Raw genomic sequence first — 14,110 nt, 5'->3', positions numbered from 1 at the left:
CAGCGGAGGCGAAAAGCAAACACCTATGGCCCACAAAGTCACGATACTCGATATTGCACGCCTGGCGAAGGTCTCCACGACCACCGTCTCGCGTGTCCTCCATAACAAGCCGGATGTCGACCCGGCGACGCGCGAGCGCATACTACGCATTGTTGAGGAGCAAGGTTTTGTTCCCAGTATTACCGCTGCCGGGCTGGCCGCTGGGCGTAACCCTCTGATCAGCGTGCTAGTGCCGGCCCTGACCTGGCCATTGATCCCCGAACTGCTTCTGAGCGTGGCATCCGTGGTAGAGAGCACCTCTTACGAGATGGTGCTCTACAGCATTAGCAGCACGAATCACGAGCGCGACTGCGGCAAGATCATCGACCGGATTCTGGCCACGCGCCTGACCGCCGGCCTGCTGGCCGTCTTCCCTGGTCAGTCCAGTCAGCATCTGACGCGGCTGCGCCGTCAGGGCTTTCCGGTAGTGCTTATCGACGACCAAAGCCCGCCGCCGGAGGGTATTCCCTGGATCGGAGCCGATAATCGGCGCGGCGCCTACGAAGCCACGCGCCACCTGATAGAGCTTGGACATCGACGTATCGCTCATATTCAGGGACCGCTCAAGTACTGTGTCTCCCATGAGCGCTACCAGGGCTACTGTGATGCCCTTCAGGAAGCCGGCCTGGAAGTCGACCCCGCTCTTGTTCTGGAGGGTGACTTCATGCCCGCTGGCGGCCAACGCTGTGCCCTGGACCTTCTTTCACGACCTGCCGGCGAGCGTCCAACGGCGATCTTTGCCGCCAGTGACTACATGGCTTATGGCGTGATTGCTGCCGCCGAAACGCTCGGTCTGCGTATCCCCCAGGACCTGGCGCTGGTCGGCTTCGACGACAATCCGGCCTCTGCCCATCTGCGACCCGCGCTAACCACGGTCCGCCAGCCGGTGCACGCTATGGGCGAGCAGGCCATCAAGCTGCTTTTGGAGATGATCGAGCAGGAGCAGATGCCGCGTCGCCGGCGCCAGAGTGTCCCTCCAACTGCCGAGGAGCCGCCGCGCGAGGTGCCGCACCTTGTCCTGCCCACCAGCCTTGTGATTCGCGAGTCGTGCGGCGCTCTGCAGCGCCATCCCTCCGCGCTGCTCCCCGAAGTCTAGCCCGTCCGCCCGTTCGCGCGCGCATGCCGGCCTGATGGTCTGCCTGGCCCGCGTTGGCTCTTCGCGTTATTGCTCGCTGCGGATCGCACGAGTGACTGAGTGAGCGAGAAAGCCCTTGCCCGCAGGGGGAGCTGACCGGGCCAGGTCACTCCTCTGCCCGCCGATAGCTCAAGCTTCAGGCGAGGCATGGTCTCTCTTTTCCCGTCTTGAGCACCGGTCACGCCTCTCCTGGCCGTCCTTTTTCTCGATCTGCTGTCTCTTGACCCCCCCGACCGTGCCCGGTAAGATTCTTCTCGAAGAGAACCCCAAACCCCCGGCAGGACGTGTTTTCTGATAGAGAAGCGTTTTCCATCGGCAGAAGGGAAGTAACCTTCCCGCCATACCGGGGAGGAGCAACGATAAGGAAGGCCCGATGAATACACCGTTTGTCTTCGGCTGGCAGCAGCTTTTGCTCTTTGCTATCGCAGCCCTTGGCCTGACCCTGCTTATCTATGCCATTCTGGGCATAGTCCGAGGCGAGAAGGTCTATTACCGTCAGAAGCACCCTTACCGCAGCGAGAAAGAAGCCTGGGAGCACGGCTGGTATGATCAGCCCCATCGGCGCTTCTTCCGCTACCGGCGGCGCTACCGCGTGGGTCATGGTCTGGGCGGGCTGGCCCTGTTGCTGTTCGCCATCCTCTTGCTCTGGCTGACCTCGCTCATGCAGACCTATATCGGGCTGACTGGCGATATCAAGGTGGCCCAGGTCCGCGCCCATCCGGTCAGCAACATGCCCCACACGATGAACGTCGAGCTAATCCTGTACGGCCAGGACGGCAGCCAGCTCTCGGATAACTTCTATATCGTGGCCGGCGACGAGTGGATGCTCCAGGGAGATATCATTAAGTATCCCTCCTGGCTGAATGTTCTGGGCCTCCACTCGGGCTATAAGCTGACGCGCCTGGAAGGACGCTTCGACGATCCTAACCTGGAGGCGAATGCCAAGCACACCGTCGTGGTCCTGAACGGGGGCGATGACAACTTTTTCCAGACTATGCGCAATCAGCGCGGTAGCTGGCTCTCGAATTTTGTGGAGGCCTCCTACGGCAATGCCGTCTTCAATCCGGCTGATGGCAGCTACGATGTCTTTGTCTCGCAGACCGGCCTATGGGCTAAACGTACCTCGTCTTAGCCGGGCAGGCTGACTGTGAACAGCCTGGGCCACAGGCCACCTTCCCTCTCGGAAACTGGGTGCGACTGGCTGGCCGCGGCCTCCGCTATCTCCTTTTTCTTCTGCTCTGATCGCGCCTGCCTGCGCCCGCCGGCTCGTATGGCCAGAGCGGAGCGGACGGGCCAGCTTTCCAAGCCCTAGTGAGCCAGGGTCAGCACCAGCTCACGGGCCACGCGCCAGGCTGCCGAGCCTGGGTCAATGAGGGCAAAGTGATCAACGCCGGCCAGCTCCAGGAGCGTAAGCTGATCTCCCGCCGCCCGCGCCCGGTCCGCGTAGTCGCGGCTGATCTCCAGGGGGACGCGATCATCAGCCGTTCCATGAATCAGGACCTGGGGGATGCCGAGCGGAAGCAGAGCCGCTGGCGAGGCCAGGCGATAGCGCTCGGGCACTTCCTCAGGGCTTCCGCCTAGCAGCTCGGCCACGGCGTCGCGTCCCAGATGACGCCGCCAGCCGGCCTCTAGATCGACTACGCCCGCTAAGCTGACCGCCCCACTCACGGCCAAGGCGCTCTCGCCAGCGAGCAGCCAGCGCTCTTGACCGTTGGCCTGGCGCGCGAGAAGGGGCCTGGCTGCCAGCCAGAGAGCCAGCTCTCCCCCAGCAGAATGGCCGACGGTAATCAGCCGCTCGAGGTCGAGTGGATAGCTTCCAGCGAGCTGGCGAAGAGCATCGATGGCCAGGGCCACATCCTGCAGAGTCCCTGGCCAGCCCCCTCCTTCATCGCCCAGGCGCCGGTACTCGATATTCCAGGTGGCCAGGCCATGCGCTGTCAGGTCGTTCGCCAGCCCACTCATGAGCGAGAGATCGTACGGATTGCGCCAGAAGCCACCGTGGATCAGCACCGCTACAGGGTGAGGTCCCGGCGACGAGGGCAGACGCAGTTCGCCAAAGTGGAGGGGCTGTGGGCCATAGCTCAGACGTATGGTCCCCGCTCCAGCAGCGGATCGCTCGGCACTACTCATGGCTGCTTTCTCCTGCTCGCAAGATGAGGCCGCCTCGGCAAGAGACCGCCCGCTCTCAGGATAACAGACAGGCCAGCCTCCAGACAAGCCGCTCCAGCCCGGCCCAGCCCAGCCTGGCCGAGGTCGCCCCAAGGGTCCAGCCCTTTACAGTTCCACGCTGGCTCCCGGCCGCCGTTCTTTCGACTACGAGCCTCCAGCAAAGAAATGAGGAGCTATCTCGTCGCAGATAGCTCCTCAGCCGGGATGAATGCCTGGACGACCGTGGCTGTGGAAGGCCGCGAAGCCGCTCCTCGGCCTCTTGTCCTTGCCTTTAGGACACCTCCGTCGTCAGTCTGGATTCGTCCCGGGCCGCCTGCCTGGCACGACGGGCCGCCATCGCTTCGGCATAGCGCACAGGATCGGGCGTATCCGGGCGCAGCGAGCGCGTGGCGCGAACTACAAAATGGGCCTCGACGTCCTCGGTCTGGAACATCTCTTTGGCATAAGCAATGGCGTCCTCCTGGCTGAATTCCTTGCAGGAGCAGATATCTATATCTACCTCGCCGTACTCGGGCCAGGCGTGCAGGCTAATATGGCTCTGGGCGATGATCACAAAGCCGGACATGCCGGAGTCGAGCGGATTCGGCGTCTCGATGTCGTAGAGATGCACCGGACTCACCTTCTCCATCCCCACCCGTGCCGGGAATTCGTCCAGCACACGCCTGAGCAGCGGCTCACTGGTCAAGAGTTCCCGTTTGCAGCCGTACAACTCCAGCATTAAATGCACAAGCATCGGGCTACTCCTCCTGTAGACGTCAAAAGTATGAAATCTGCGAGTCTTCACCCTTACTCGGCCCGGACTGCCAGGTTAGCGACTCGCTGCAATCAATTCAAGTGCCGTTTTGAGCACAGGTGATATTATACGGTAGCAGGTCAATGGAACCACGAGCTGGCTGCCGTCAGCGCCAGGCCCGCTGGCCCTCTCGCCGGGAGAAAGGATCAGAGCCGGCGTTGAACCAGGAATGCACTCAGCTCCCGAATGACTACTATGGGGAGCCACCTCATTGGCCTGCCTCCTCGTTTGAACGAGTAATCGAGTGTTAGCGTTACAGTATCGCTCCTGCTGAGCTTAAGTGCTTCTCCACCTACCAGCCAGCCAACCAGACCCGCCAGGCCTCCGTCTGGCTCGGAACCAGCTCATCGGCCGGCACAGGTGGGCAGGCGCGAGCGAAGGTGCTGCCCACAGGCAAGAGGGAAGAGAGCGGCTCAGCAATATGGGGAGAAATGGCGGGCGCTAGATGGCAGAAGCCCAGCCGGGCGCAGAAAACCCAAAGCCACCACTCCCCAGCGCTCAACTCAGCAAGCCAGGCGACGCGAGAGCCGCTTTGCTCCTGCTAACCACGCAGCGCCCCAGTTGGTGTGGAGACGCTTGCGGGAAGGAAACCAGGTCTTGCTGGAGATCGATCTCCCGGCAGCCAGTAAGGGGAGCGTCTTTGTCGGGTGGACGCCATTGGCCGTGATGCCTGAGCTTCGCTCACGCCCAGGCTTGACAAGGCTCCAGGGAGTTATTCCGGCCGCGAGAGGTTCGCTCTTCAGGCCCCACCTGCCAGCCCTCAGACCATCCAGAGGAGCCAGCCTGAGCTTCGGCTTCTGTACCAGGGGGAAACCGGCCGCAGCCTCGTCGCCAGAGATCAGGAGTTTGGGCACCAGCGGCCTTTTCCTTAAGGCCACACGCCTCTGGCCCCACCGGCACCTGCTCATGCTCAAGGCCGCCCCTGAGGCAAGCTTTGTCTGGTCGAGAGCCTGCTGCCCCAGAAGCAAGGCATCTTGAGCTGAACACTCTCGAACCTCGAGGTCGCGGTCGCACCCTTCTCCCTGCGCTTCAGCCTCCAGTGGCTGGGGCGGCGCGCCGTGACTAGAGAGGTCACCGCTTCCATGGGGGGCGCGAGACTCGAGAGAGCCATACGGTGCGCTTGCCATAAAGAAACGTGCTGCCTCCTGCCAGCACGCACCAGGATAATCAGGTTTAAAGAGGTGATGGCCACTGGCCATCGCCCGGCCCGCCTCGCCTTGCTGCCCACAAGGAGGCAGGCAGAGGCCACGCGGTTGATCGCGGAAGAGACGTTCTTCTGACTGCTCGGATTGCTCAGACTGTCCGGCTTCCTTGGTTGCTGTCTCGCGCTGCTCGCCTTGTCTCCGCTGTCGACGGTGTTGACTCTGCTGCTGGGCCATAGTGACAGTATTGCCAATCCTTTCCTTCCTGGTCAGCTCGGTAATGGCGCCGGACTCCGGCAGGGTTGGCTTTCCTCAAGCCAGCATAGATGCAAATGACTCGCTCTTTTGGGCCTGTGGGCGCCGTGCCCGACAAAGGTCAACGGAAGGCAGCCCGGTCCGCTCTCGGCCAGGCTGGCCCCTTTATTCGATCATGGCGCGCCGGATCTCGATGATCTGATCGCGTAGCTCTGCGGCCTTTTCAAACTCCAGTTGCTTGGCGGCGGCACGCATCTGGGCTTCCAGATTTTTGATCAGGCGCAGGGCCTCCTCCTTTGGGATGCCAGCCAGGGCTACCGCTGCGCCTTGCTCTCGCCGATGCTCTTCCGTCTCCGATCCGCTCATGGCCTTGATGCGCTCGGAAAGGGTTTTCACGCCTTTCTTGATGCCACGCGGAGTGATCCCGTGCTGCTCGTTGTAGGCTAGTTGCAGGCGACGGCGGCGGTTGGTTTCATCGATGGCTCGCCGCATGGAGCCGGTAATCGTATCGGCGTACATAATGACGGTTCCCTCGACATGGCGGGCGGCCCGCCCGATCATCTGAATAAGGGAGCCTTCGGAGCGCAGGAAACCCTCCTTATCGGCATCCAGGATGGCCACCAGCGAGACCTCCGGCAGATCCAGGCCCTCGCGCAGGAGATTGATGCCCACCACCACGTCGTAGACTCCCAGGCGCAGATCGCGCAGGATGTCGACGCGCTCGATCGTATCGATCTCCGAGTGCAGGTAATGGACCTTGATGTTCAGCTCCTGCAGATAGTCGGCCAGGTCCTCGGCCATCTTCTTGGTGAGCGTAGTGACCAGGACGCGCTGCCCCTTCTCAACTCGCCGGCGGATCTCCCCTACTAGATCATCGATCTGGCCCTGCGTGGGGCGCACAAAAATTTCAGGGTCGACCAGGCCCGTCGGGCGAATGATCTGCTCAACGATCGCTTCGCTGTGCTCGTACTCGTAGGGACCCGGGGTAGCCGATACAAAGATCGCCTGGTTGATCTGGCGCTCGAACTCGGCAAAGGTCAGTGGGCGATTATCGAGCGCCGAGGGCAGGCGGAAGCCATAATCCACCAGCACCTGCTTGCGCGAGCGGTCCCCTTCGTACATGCCGCGCACCTGAGGCAGGGCAATATGGGATTCATCAACTACCAGCAGGAAGTCATCAGGCATGTAATCGAGCAACGTCCAGGGCGGCTCTCCGGGCGCGCGTCCCGCCAGGTGCCGCGAGTAGTTTTCAATCCCCGAGCAGATGCCGGTCTCGCGCAGCATTTCGATGTCGAAGTTGGTCCGCTGCTTCAGGCGAGCCGCCTCCAGCAGCTTGCCCTGGGCCTCCAGCTCGGCCAGACGCTCTTGCAGCTCGGCCTGAATCGACTCAATAGCACGGTTGAGGCGCTCGCGCGTGGTGACCCAGTGCTTGGCCGGATAGATGTCCAGTCGCTGCCGCCTTCCAAGTACCTCTCCCGTCAGCGGATCGATCTCGGTCATGCGCTCAATCTCGTCGCCAAAGAATTCGATCCGCACCGCCACGTCCTCATAGGCGGGAAAGATCTCCAGGACATCGCCACGCACCCGAAAGCGCCCACGAGTGAAGTTCGTGTCGTTTCGCTCATACTGAATCTCGGTGAGGTGACGCAAGATCTTATCGCGTCGTCGCTCCTCACCGACGCGCAGCGTCAGCACCACTTCCCCGTATTCTTCGGGGCTGCCCAGGCCGTAAATGCAGGAGACGGAGGCCACAATTAGGACATCGCGTCGCTCAAAGAGGCTGCGCGTCGCCGAGAGGCGCAGCTTCTCTATCTCTTCGTTGAGGAGGCTCTCTTTCTCAACATAGGTGTCAGTGCGCGGAATGTAGGCCTCGGGCTGATAATAGTCGTAGTAGGAGACAAAGTATTCGACCGCGTTATTCGGAAAGAACTCTTTGAATTCGCTGTAGAGCTGTGCCGCTAAGGTCTTATTGGGGGCCAGCACCAGGGTCGGTCGCTGCACCTGCTCGACGACCTTGGCGATCGTATAGGTCTTGCCGCTGCCGGTGACTCCCAGCAGCGTCTGCATGCGATAGCCTTTTTTAAGGCCCTCCACGAGGGCCGCTATGGCCTGCGGTTGATCACCGGTTGGGGCAAATGGCGCCTCTACTTTGAACTCCGGCACAGGTTTTGACCCCCTTGCATCTCTGAGCGCTTGCGTCTATCGATCTATCTTTCTTGCTCGATGGCCGTTCGCTTCTCCGGCCTGGACTAAGGGCCGAGTCTCCAAAAGTCCTCACCATTATACCATCTTCTTCCGCCAGTCGCGACCCTTTCTTTGGTCCGGCCGTGGCCTGACCGACTGGACTGGCGCCCACTACCCCGCCCGGCGGGAAGACAGGCTGAGGCTGGGAGTTTGGGGGAGAAAGAACGAATTTAGATAACTTCCGTCAGATACTATGCTACAATGGTTAAGAAATGAAAGGGCCAGGGGAAATTCCGGCTCCGCCCGCTTGCGATCAGTTGACCAGGCCCAGAGAGCACCCATCGAAGGAGTCTGTGGTTATGGCGCAGGATTCGCCTTTGTTCTCTTGCCCCCGCTGCGGCGCCCCGGCAAGACCTAACCAGCGCTTCTGCCCGAACTGCGGCTTGAGTGCAGAGGAGGCTTTCCCCTATCTGCACGGGCCGGCAGGGCAGTCTCTGCCTCCTCAGTTCAGCCCCAATACTACGGGGCAGCCGCAGGGAACGCCGCCTTCCGCCGCGGCACGCTCGCTGGCCAGACGTCCCCCGCGACAGCGCTGGCTGCTGGCGGTGCCTCTCGTTCTTGTGCTTTTGGCCGCCCTCGCCTACCTCGCCGCCGGCCTCTCCGGTCTCCCGGTACCAGGCTTCCGCAGCTCAGAGCAAGGCACCGTTACGACGCGCGTACTGAATACGACGGTGACCTATGCCAGCGCTCGGCTGACCATCCAGCGCGTTCAGCAGGCCCAAACTTTTGCCGACGACCCCCAGGCGACATCCGACGGTATGTTGCGCATCTTTTTGCACGAAGAGAACCCGACGAACAGCCAAATCACCTATAATCTTTACCAGTGCTCCCATCTGCTCGTACCCGGCAAAGGAGCGCAGGCTCCGCTGCTGGTGACCGCCAACGGCCCGCTTGCCCCCCAGGCCAGCCGTAACAATGTGCTGGATTTCGCCGCTCCGGCCAATGTTTCCTTGGGTCAGCTTGCGCTCCGTTTGGGAACGGAGAGCGAGGCCCAGATGGATATTCCTTTGACGAGCAATCCGGATCTCTCGCGCTACGCGCCCCGGAATGTGAAACTGCACACGGAGCTGCAGTACTTCGGGCTGAACTGGACGGTTAGTGGGGCGACCCTGACCTGGAGTACTGCCGGTCAGCAGGCTGCGCGAGGCAAGATTTTCTTGACGTTGACGCTGACAGTTGACAACACGCTGGCCCAAACGGCTATTCCGGGGTCTCCATACGAGTATATCCGCCTTCAGACGGAGAATGGCGGCAGCATCGCCCCCAGCTACAGCAGGCTGCCTGTGGCTTTCGCCCAGGGCGCCACCAACCAGAGCGGCACAGTCACCTTCCTCGTGCCTCAAAAGAGCCAGCAATTCACGCTGACGATGGGCCAGTCTGGCAGTGGTATGCAAAGCGCCAGCGTCTCGCTCCGTCTGACTGCCTAGCCGGACCTTCCTTTCCCGATCCAGGCGAGTTCGTCCGATCCAGCCACTGGCCTGGCCCCACCCAGGCTGATAGGCCGGCAGACAGAGGAAGGGATAGAGAGAGCACTAAGGGAATATAGGGAAAGAAAGCGGGCCTGTGCCAGCAGGGTCGAGCCGCCGGCCAGTAGCCCGCGTCCCTGGAAGGAGTCTCTCCTTCCAGGGACGGCAAGCAGTTGTGTTCCACAGGAGCAGCGAAAAGCGGTGATTGTCTGGTTCGAGCAGAGCAGCCGCTCCTCCCAGGGAGCGGGCCTTAGTCCAACAGGAAGCTGCCCATCAGCTCGCGCCTGAGAGCGGCCTTGCTCTCCTCATCGAGAGCCGCAGATGGCGGTCCTGCTGGTTCGCTCTGGCTCGTGCTCTGTGGGGGAACAGGCCCAGATCCAGGGCCTGTAGCGGAGTCGGCCAGCGTTCCTAGCGGCCCCGTGGCGGCGGCGGCGAATTCATCGAGCAGCATTTCCTCGAGATAGGAGGGCGAGAGCCGAGGCCCCGGCAGGGGTTGAGCCATCTGCTGGGCCTCCAGCGGACCGATCGAGGCCCGAATCTGGGTGATCTCCCCCGGACGCTCCTCAGTCGATCCTATCCCCCGCTGGTCTGGTCCGCCAGGGCGCTCCCCCGGCCGCTCTTGCCCTGGTTGAGAGGATGGAGCCGCTATGTATTCAGACTGCGCCACCAGGGCCGGTGCAGGTCCGGTGGCTGACTGCCCGGCTGATCCGGATACGGCCAGGGGATAGCGCACTCCCATAATCTCCACGAAGATCCCTCGCCCCTCGCGCAGATCCAGTAGCTGCTGGCGCAGTTCGCGATTCTCTCTTTCAAGCTCTTCTAGCAGACGCTGCTGCGCATAGATTGCTTCTAGAAGACGATCAAAAGTATCGCCACTTGCTGTCATAGTATTCAGTTTCTCCTCTCCAGTTGCAGACCTGACGATCCGATCAACCACGACCAACCGCTGCCCGCGAACTCTGGAGACAGACAAGATAGAGACGGGCTATAACAGATAGTCCTCTCGATCTGCCCCCCACCGCCTTGCTTGAACCAGCCGTCGCTTCCTTGCTCTGCCCAGGCGCCCACTCAGCCAGCCCGGCCCAGTCCCGCCCCGCCATCTTCCACCGGTACGATAGCAGACAGACGCGCCTGTCCCCAGGTCTGTCCGACCAGTGACACAAGGTGATTACCCCAGAAACATTTCTTTGGCTTAGAACGGTTCAGCGGCAGCGAAGTAACAGCCGCCGAGCGTCGGTCACTCGCCCAGAGTGAGACGTTTTCCCCTTGCCCCGGGCTGAGATTGCATGTTACAGTTATAGCCGGAATAACCGACGCGCCGGCTCAGGTGCCGGTCCCCACTATGGTTAGGCCAAACGGGGGATGGCACACCCCAAGATCCTCTGAGCTCAGCTAAGGACTCTACAATGCAGGAATCGGTGACACAGGCAGCAACAATAGACCAGTCGCAGGAGCACAAGCCGGGCCGTGGCCGCCTCGGCCCTCTGCTTTGCTGGGCAGTCGTCTTTGCCGATATCGGCACCTCGGTGTACTATACGCCCGGCATTCTCTACGTGACAGTGGGGAAACTGGCCGGGTTCTTTGTCCTCCTCACCATGGCCGTCTTCGTACTACTGACCCTCAAGTACGCTGAGGTCTCAGCCCGCTTTCCCCAAGGCGGTGGGGTCGTGAGCGTGGCGGCCCATGCGCTCAACCCCTGGTTCGGTGCCCTGGGCGGCATGTTCATCCTGGTGGACTACTTCTTGACGGCGGCCCTGAGCTGCCTTTCAGGCATCTTTTATTTCAGCGTGGTCTTTCCAGCCCTGGGACCTAACGCCCTCTGGATTACGATCGGGGTCCTGGCTCTGCTGGGCCTCCTCAACTGGATCGGCATCACAGAGAGCGCCACGGTAAGCCTGATCGGGGCCTTGATCGCTTTTGTCAGCGATCTGGCCATTCTGGTCACGGTCTTTAGCCATGTCCCCCCCAGCGAGGCTCTCCATCTTTTCGAAAGTATGTTCGCGGGCAATGCCGTGACCCCGGTCAAGCTGCTGGTCGGCTTCGGCGGGGCCTTTCTGGCTTTTTCGGGCCTGGAGAGTATTTCTCAGCTCTCGCCGGTCATGAAGACTCCGCGCAAGAAGGTCGCCGGCCTGGCCCTGCTGCTGGTTGTCGTTACGATCGGTCTCACCAGCCCCCTACTTACAACCTTCTCCACGCTCCTGCAGCCCCAGGAGGCGGCTGATCCCCTTAAGAACAGCCAGTTGGTTTCGCTGCTGGCCGGCCACTGGGGCAATATCTGGCTCCAGAGCGAGGTGGCCATCAGCGCCAGCGCTCTGCTGGTCTTTGCAAGCAATACCGCGATCATCGGTGCCTATCACGTCTTCATGGCCCTCTCGCGCATGGAGTTCCTGCCCTCCTTTGTGCTGAAGCGGAACCGCCTGCGCGGGACTCCTCACTATTCGATCGCGTTGGCCACCGGCGTTCCGATCCTGGTCCTGCTGCTGGTGCATGGCCAGTTGGACCTGCTCGGCGATATGTACGCCTTCGGCCTGCTCGGGGCCTTCTCGTTGACCTGCCTGGGCCTGGATGTCGTCCGCTGGCGCGAGCGGCGCGCGGCCCAGAGCCGGGCCGCCGCGCTGGCAGAGCTGCGCGCCAGCAGCCACAATGGCCATTCCCCCACGGAGCCGGGTCTGGCCCTGGCTCCCGAGAGCGGCCTGCCCCTCAACGGTCACCACGAGCACCAGGCCTCTGCCCGGCCCGCTCATGGGGAGATCGTGGAAAGCTCCGAGCGCTCTTACGAGGGCTGGCGCGGCCTCTGGTATACGCTCGATTTCTACTTGGGGATCGCTACAACCTTCCTGGTGACGCTGGCCTGGTCGATTAACCTGGTGGCGAAGCCGCTGGCTACAGCCTTCGGCGGCTCCGTCGCTTTACTGGGCATGGGGGTAGCTTTCTATAACTACCGCAGCCATCGTCTGATGGGCCGCCTGCCCGTGCCTGTGACGACGATCGAGGACCATCTCCACGGCTCTATCCTGGCCGTGCTGACGGCTAATAATCCTCATAATGAGGATGTGATCCGAACGGCGATTCACAGCGCCGATGGCCGCCCGGTGGTCTTCCTCTACGTTGGGGAGCCGCGCGTCGCTCGCACACCCCGCCTCTTCGAGGTGGTCGATCCCTACCTGGAGGATGAGCAGGCCAAGGAACTCTTCGGTAAGGCCGAAAATCAGGCCCGTCGAGCCAAAATCAGTACCCGCCGCTATGTCTATCGCCCCTATGAGCCGGGAACGATCGCCCGCGTCTGGCAAATTGTCCATCCTCATGATACGATCGTTCCCGCCAATGAGGTGCCTCGGATCGAGGATATTAATCCCGATCGCATTAGCTACGAGATCACTCCCGGCGGCGGAATGCAGGTGGCGCACATGGTGAAGCGCTGGTAACCCCACCTGGAGGAAAGTCAGGATTGTCAGCAGCCGCTGACTGGCTTTCTTTGTCGCTTTTTCTCTTTTTTCCAATTGGTCGCTCAGTAGGATAGAGGGGGAGGGGAACCAAGGCCCGCTCGGAGAGGAGCGGGGTCTCGGCCATGTCAGCCGGCCTTCGCCTGGCGCGGCCTCCCCCGACGACGCGCGCCATCGTTGGCATGCGCGCCGGTCGAGGTCGCGGTTTGAGCCGTGATACAATAAGGGTTGTAAACTCTCTCTAGCTGAGCTACGCTTTCTGACCCTGTTTACCGACGTATTTGTCGCTGTTGATGGAGGAAGGAGCTACATATGAACGAGCGCATTCGCGAGATTCTGAGCTGGTACGCCGGCGAGAATCCCGGCGTCTTAACAAATCTGGCCCGCATTCTCAATCATGGCCGTCTGGGAGGAACCGGTAAGTTGGTGATCTTGCCGGTCGATCAGGGCTTCGAGCATGGTCCGGCACGGAGCTTTGCTCCGAACCCGGCTGGCTACGATCCCCGCTACCACTTCCAGCTTGCTATTGAGGCCGGCTGTAACGCTTACGCCGCCCCGCTGGGCTTCCTGGAAGCCGGCGCCGCTGAGTTCGCTGGCGAGATCCCCCTGATCCTGAAGTGCAATAACCATGATCTGCTTTATGAGTCGCGCGATCCTCTGCCGGCTTTGACCTCCAGCGTTGAGGACGCCCTGCGCCTTGGCTGCTCGGCAATCGGCTTTACAATCTATCCCGGCTCGGCGGCCCGCGATACGATGTACGAGGAGCTGCGTGAGCTGACTCGCCAGGCTAAGAACCACGGCCTGGCTGTGGTGGTCTGGTCCTACCCGCGCGGCAGTGGCCTGAGCAAAGAGGGCGAGACCGCTATCGACGTGGTCTCTTACGCGGTGCATATTGCCGCTCAGCTCGGAGCCAACATCATTAAGGTCAAGCTCCCCAGCGAGAAGATCGAGAAACCAGAGGCGCAAAAGGTCTACCAGAAGTATGAGATTCCCATCGCAACCCTGGCCGATCGCGTGCGCCATGTGGTCCAGAGCGCCTTCAACGGTCGGCGGATCGTGATCTTCTCGGGCGGGCCGGCGGCCGCCGACGAGCAGGTCTTTGAGGAGGTGCGCGCCATCCGCGACGGCGGCGGCTTCGGCTCGATCATCGGACGCAATTCCTTCCAGCGCCGCAAAGATGAGGCCCTGCGCTTCCTGGGTACGGTAATGGGCATCTATGAGGGGTCCATCCAATAAAGGGTCTCGCCTGCTGAGCCAGGAAGGCCGCTCGCTCCAGGCACAGCGACGCTGAGCGAAGGGTCAGGGCTGGTCTGAGCTGGTCGGTACCAGGCAGCCAGCCCTATTTTTGACTTTGTCTTCTGACACAGGGCCGGCCAGTGGTTACGTCCTGGCCGGCCATCTCTCCCACTTTGAGCCGGCAGCAG

Annotated in this window: 9 protein-coding genes; 5 read left to right on the top strand and 4 right to left on the bottom strand. The window is 61.7% G+C overall.

Features of this window, described 5'->3' with window-relative positions; translation table 11 throughout:
- Both ACFMO7_RS03920 and ACFMO7_RS03915 read left to right on the top strand, forming a co-directional pair.
- Positions 1-1,135, top strand: a 1,135-nt coding sequence (locus tag ACFMO7_RS03920; RefSeq protein WP_376794225.1) for a LacI family DNA-binding transcriptional regulator, incomplete at its 5' end; no start/stop codon positions are given.
- Positions 1,136-1,547: 412 nt separating this feature from the next.
- The gene (locus ACFMO7_RS03915; RefSeq protein WP_376794224.1) at positions 1,548-2,306 is read left to right on the top strand and encodes a hypothetical protein; all 759 of its coding nucleotides are present in this window, start codon (positions 1,548-1,550) and stop codon (positions 2,304-2,306) included.
- 176 nt (positions 2,307-2,482) lie between these two features.
- Here the strand turns inward: ACFMO7_RS03915 and ACFMO7_RS03910 are convergent, their stop codons facing one another.
- From ACFMO7_RS03910 to uvrB, 3 genes are all read right to left on the bottom strand, one after another.
- A complete protein-coding gene (locus tag ACFMO7_RS03910) occupies positions 2,483-3,304 on the bottom strand; it encodes an alpha/beta hydrolase family protein (protein ID WP_376794223.1) in 822 nt (273 codons plus the stop codon).
- A 310-nt stretch (positions 3,305-3,614) separates the two neighbouring features.
- On the bottom strand, positions 3,615-4,076 hold the full coding sequence (locus ACFMO7_RS03905) for an S-adenosylmethionine decarboxylase family protein (RefSeq protein ID WP_052888806.1): 462 nt from the start codon (positions 4,074-4,076) through the stop codon (positions 3,615-3,617).
- Positions 4,077-5,698: 1,622 nt separating this feature from the next.
- Positions 5,699-7,696: an excinuclease ABC subunit UvrB gene (gene uvrB, locus ACFMO7_RS03900; protein ID WP_376794222.1), complete on the bottom strand. Its 1,998-nt coding sequence runs from the start codon at positions 7,694-7,696 to the stop codon at positions 5,699-5,701.
- 380 nt (positions 7,697-8,076) lie between these two features.
- On the opposite strand from uvrB, the gene ACFMO7_RS03895 reads away from it, so the two are divergent.
- Entirely contained in the window at positions 8,077-9,204 is a 1,128-nt protein-coding gene (locus ACFMO7_RS03895) for a zinc ribbon domain-containing protein (protein WP_376794221.1), read from the top strand.
- 289 nt (positions 9,205-9,493) lie between these two features.
- Here ACFMO7_RS03895 and ACFMO7_RS03890 read toward each other — a convergent pair whose 3' ends face one another.
- Positions 9,494-10,129 (bottom strand): hypothetical protein, encoded by a 636-nt coding sequence (locus ACFMO7_RS03890; protein WP_376794220.1) that lies wholly within the window; start codon positions 10,127-10,129, stop codon positions 9,494-9,496.
- Between the two features lie 520 nt (positions 10,130-10,649).
- On the opposite strand from ACFMO7_RS03890, the gene ACFMO7_RS03885 reads away from it, so the two are divergent.
- Both ACFMO7_RS03885 and ACFMO7_RS03880 read left to right on the top strand, forming a co-directional pair.
- Positions 10,650-12,668 (top strand): APC family permease, encoded by a 2,019-nt coding sequence (locus ACFMO7_RS03885; protein WP_376794219.1) that lies wholly within the window; start codon positions 10,650-10,652, stop codon positions 12,666-12,668.
- 330 nt (positions 12,669-12,998) lie between these two features.
- Complete coding sequence (locus ACFMO7_RS03880; protein ID WP_376794218.1) at positions 12,999-13,922, top strand: class I fructose-bisphosphate aldolase; 924 nt, start codon at positions 12,999-13,001, stop codon at positions 13,920-13,922.
- The last annotated feature ends 188 nt before the right edge of the window (positions 13,923-14,110 follow it).

The organism is Thermogemmatispora sp. (assembly GCF_042408735.1).
Classification (GTDB): Bacteria; Chloroflexota; Ktedonobacteria; order Ktedonobacterales; family Ktedonobacteraceae; genus Thermogemmatispora.
Note: the sequence above shows the minus strand (reverse complement) of the source record. Positions and strands in the feature narration are given on the sequence as shown.

Bases quoted from the DNA above. Each gene is read 5' to 3' on its own strand.
- ACFMO7_RS03915 (WP_376794224.1), top strand. From the start codon at position 1,548: ATGAATACACCGTTTGTCTTCGGCTGGCAGCAGCTTTTGCTCTTTGCT.
- ACFMO7_RS03910 (WP_376794223.1), bottom strand. From the start codon at position 3,304: ATGAGTAGTGCCGAGCGATCCGCTGCTGGAGCGGGGACCATACGTCTG.
- ACFMO7_RS03905 (WP_052888806.1), bottom strand. From the start codon at position 4,076: ATGCTTGTGCATTTAATGCTGGAGTTGTACGGCTGCAAACGGGAACTC.
- ACFMO7_RS03895 (WP_376794221.1), top strand. From the start codon at position 8,077: ATGGCGCAGGATTCGCCTTTGTTCTCTTGCCCCCGCTGCGGCGCCCCG.
- ACFMO7_RS03890 (WP_376794220.1), bottom strand. From the start codon at position 10,129: ATGACAGCAAGTGGCGATACTTTTGATCGTCTTCTAGAAGCAATCTAT.
- ACFMO7_RS03885 (WP_376794219.1), top strand. From the start codon at position 10,650: ATGCAGGAATCGGTGACACAGGCAGCAACAATAGACCAGTCGCAGGAG.
- ACFMO7_RS03880 (WP_376794218.1), top strand. From the start codon at position 12,999: ATGAACGAGCGCATTCGCGAGATTCTGAGCTGGTACGCCGGCGAGAAT.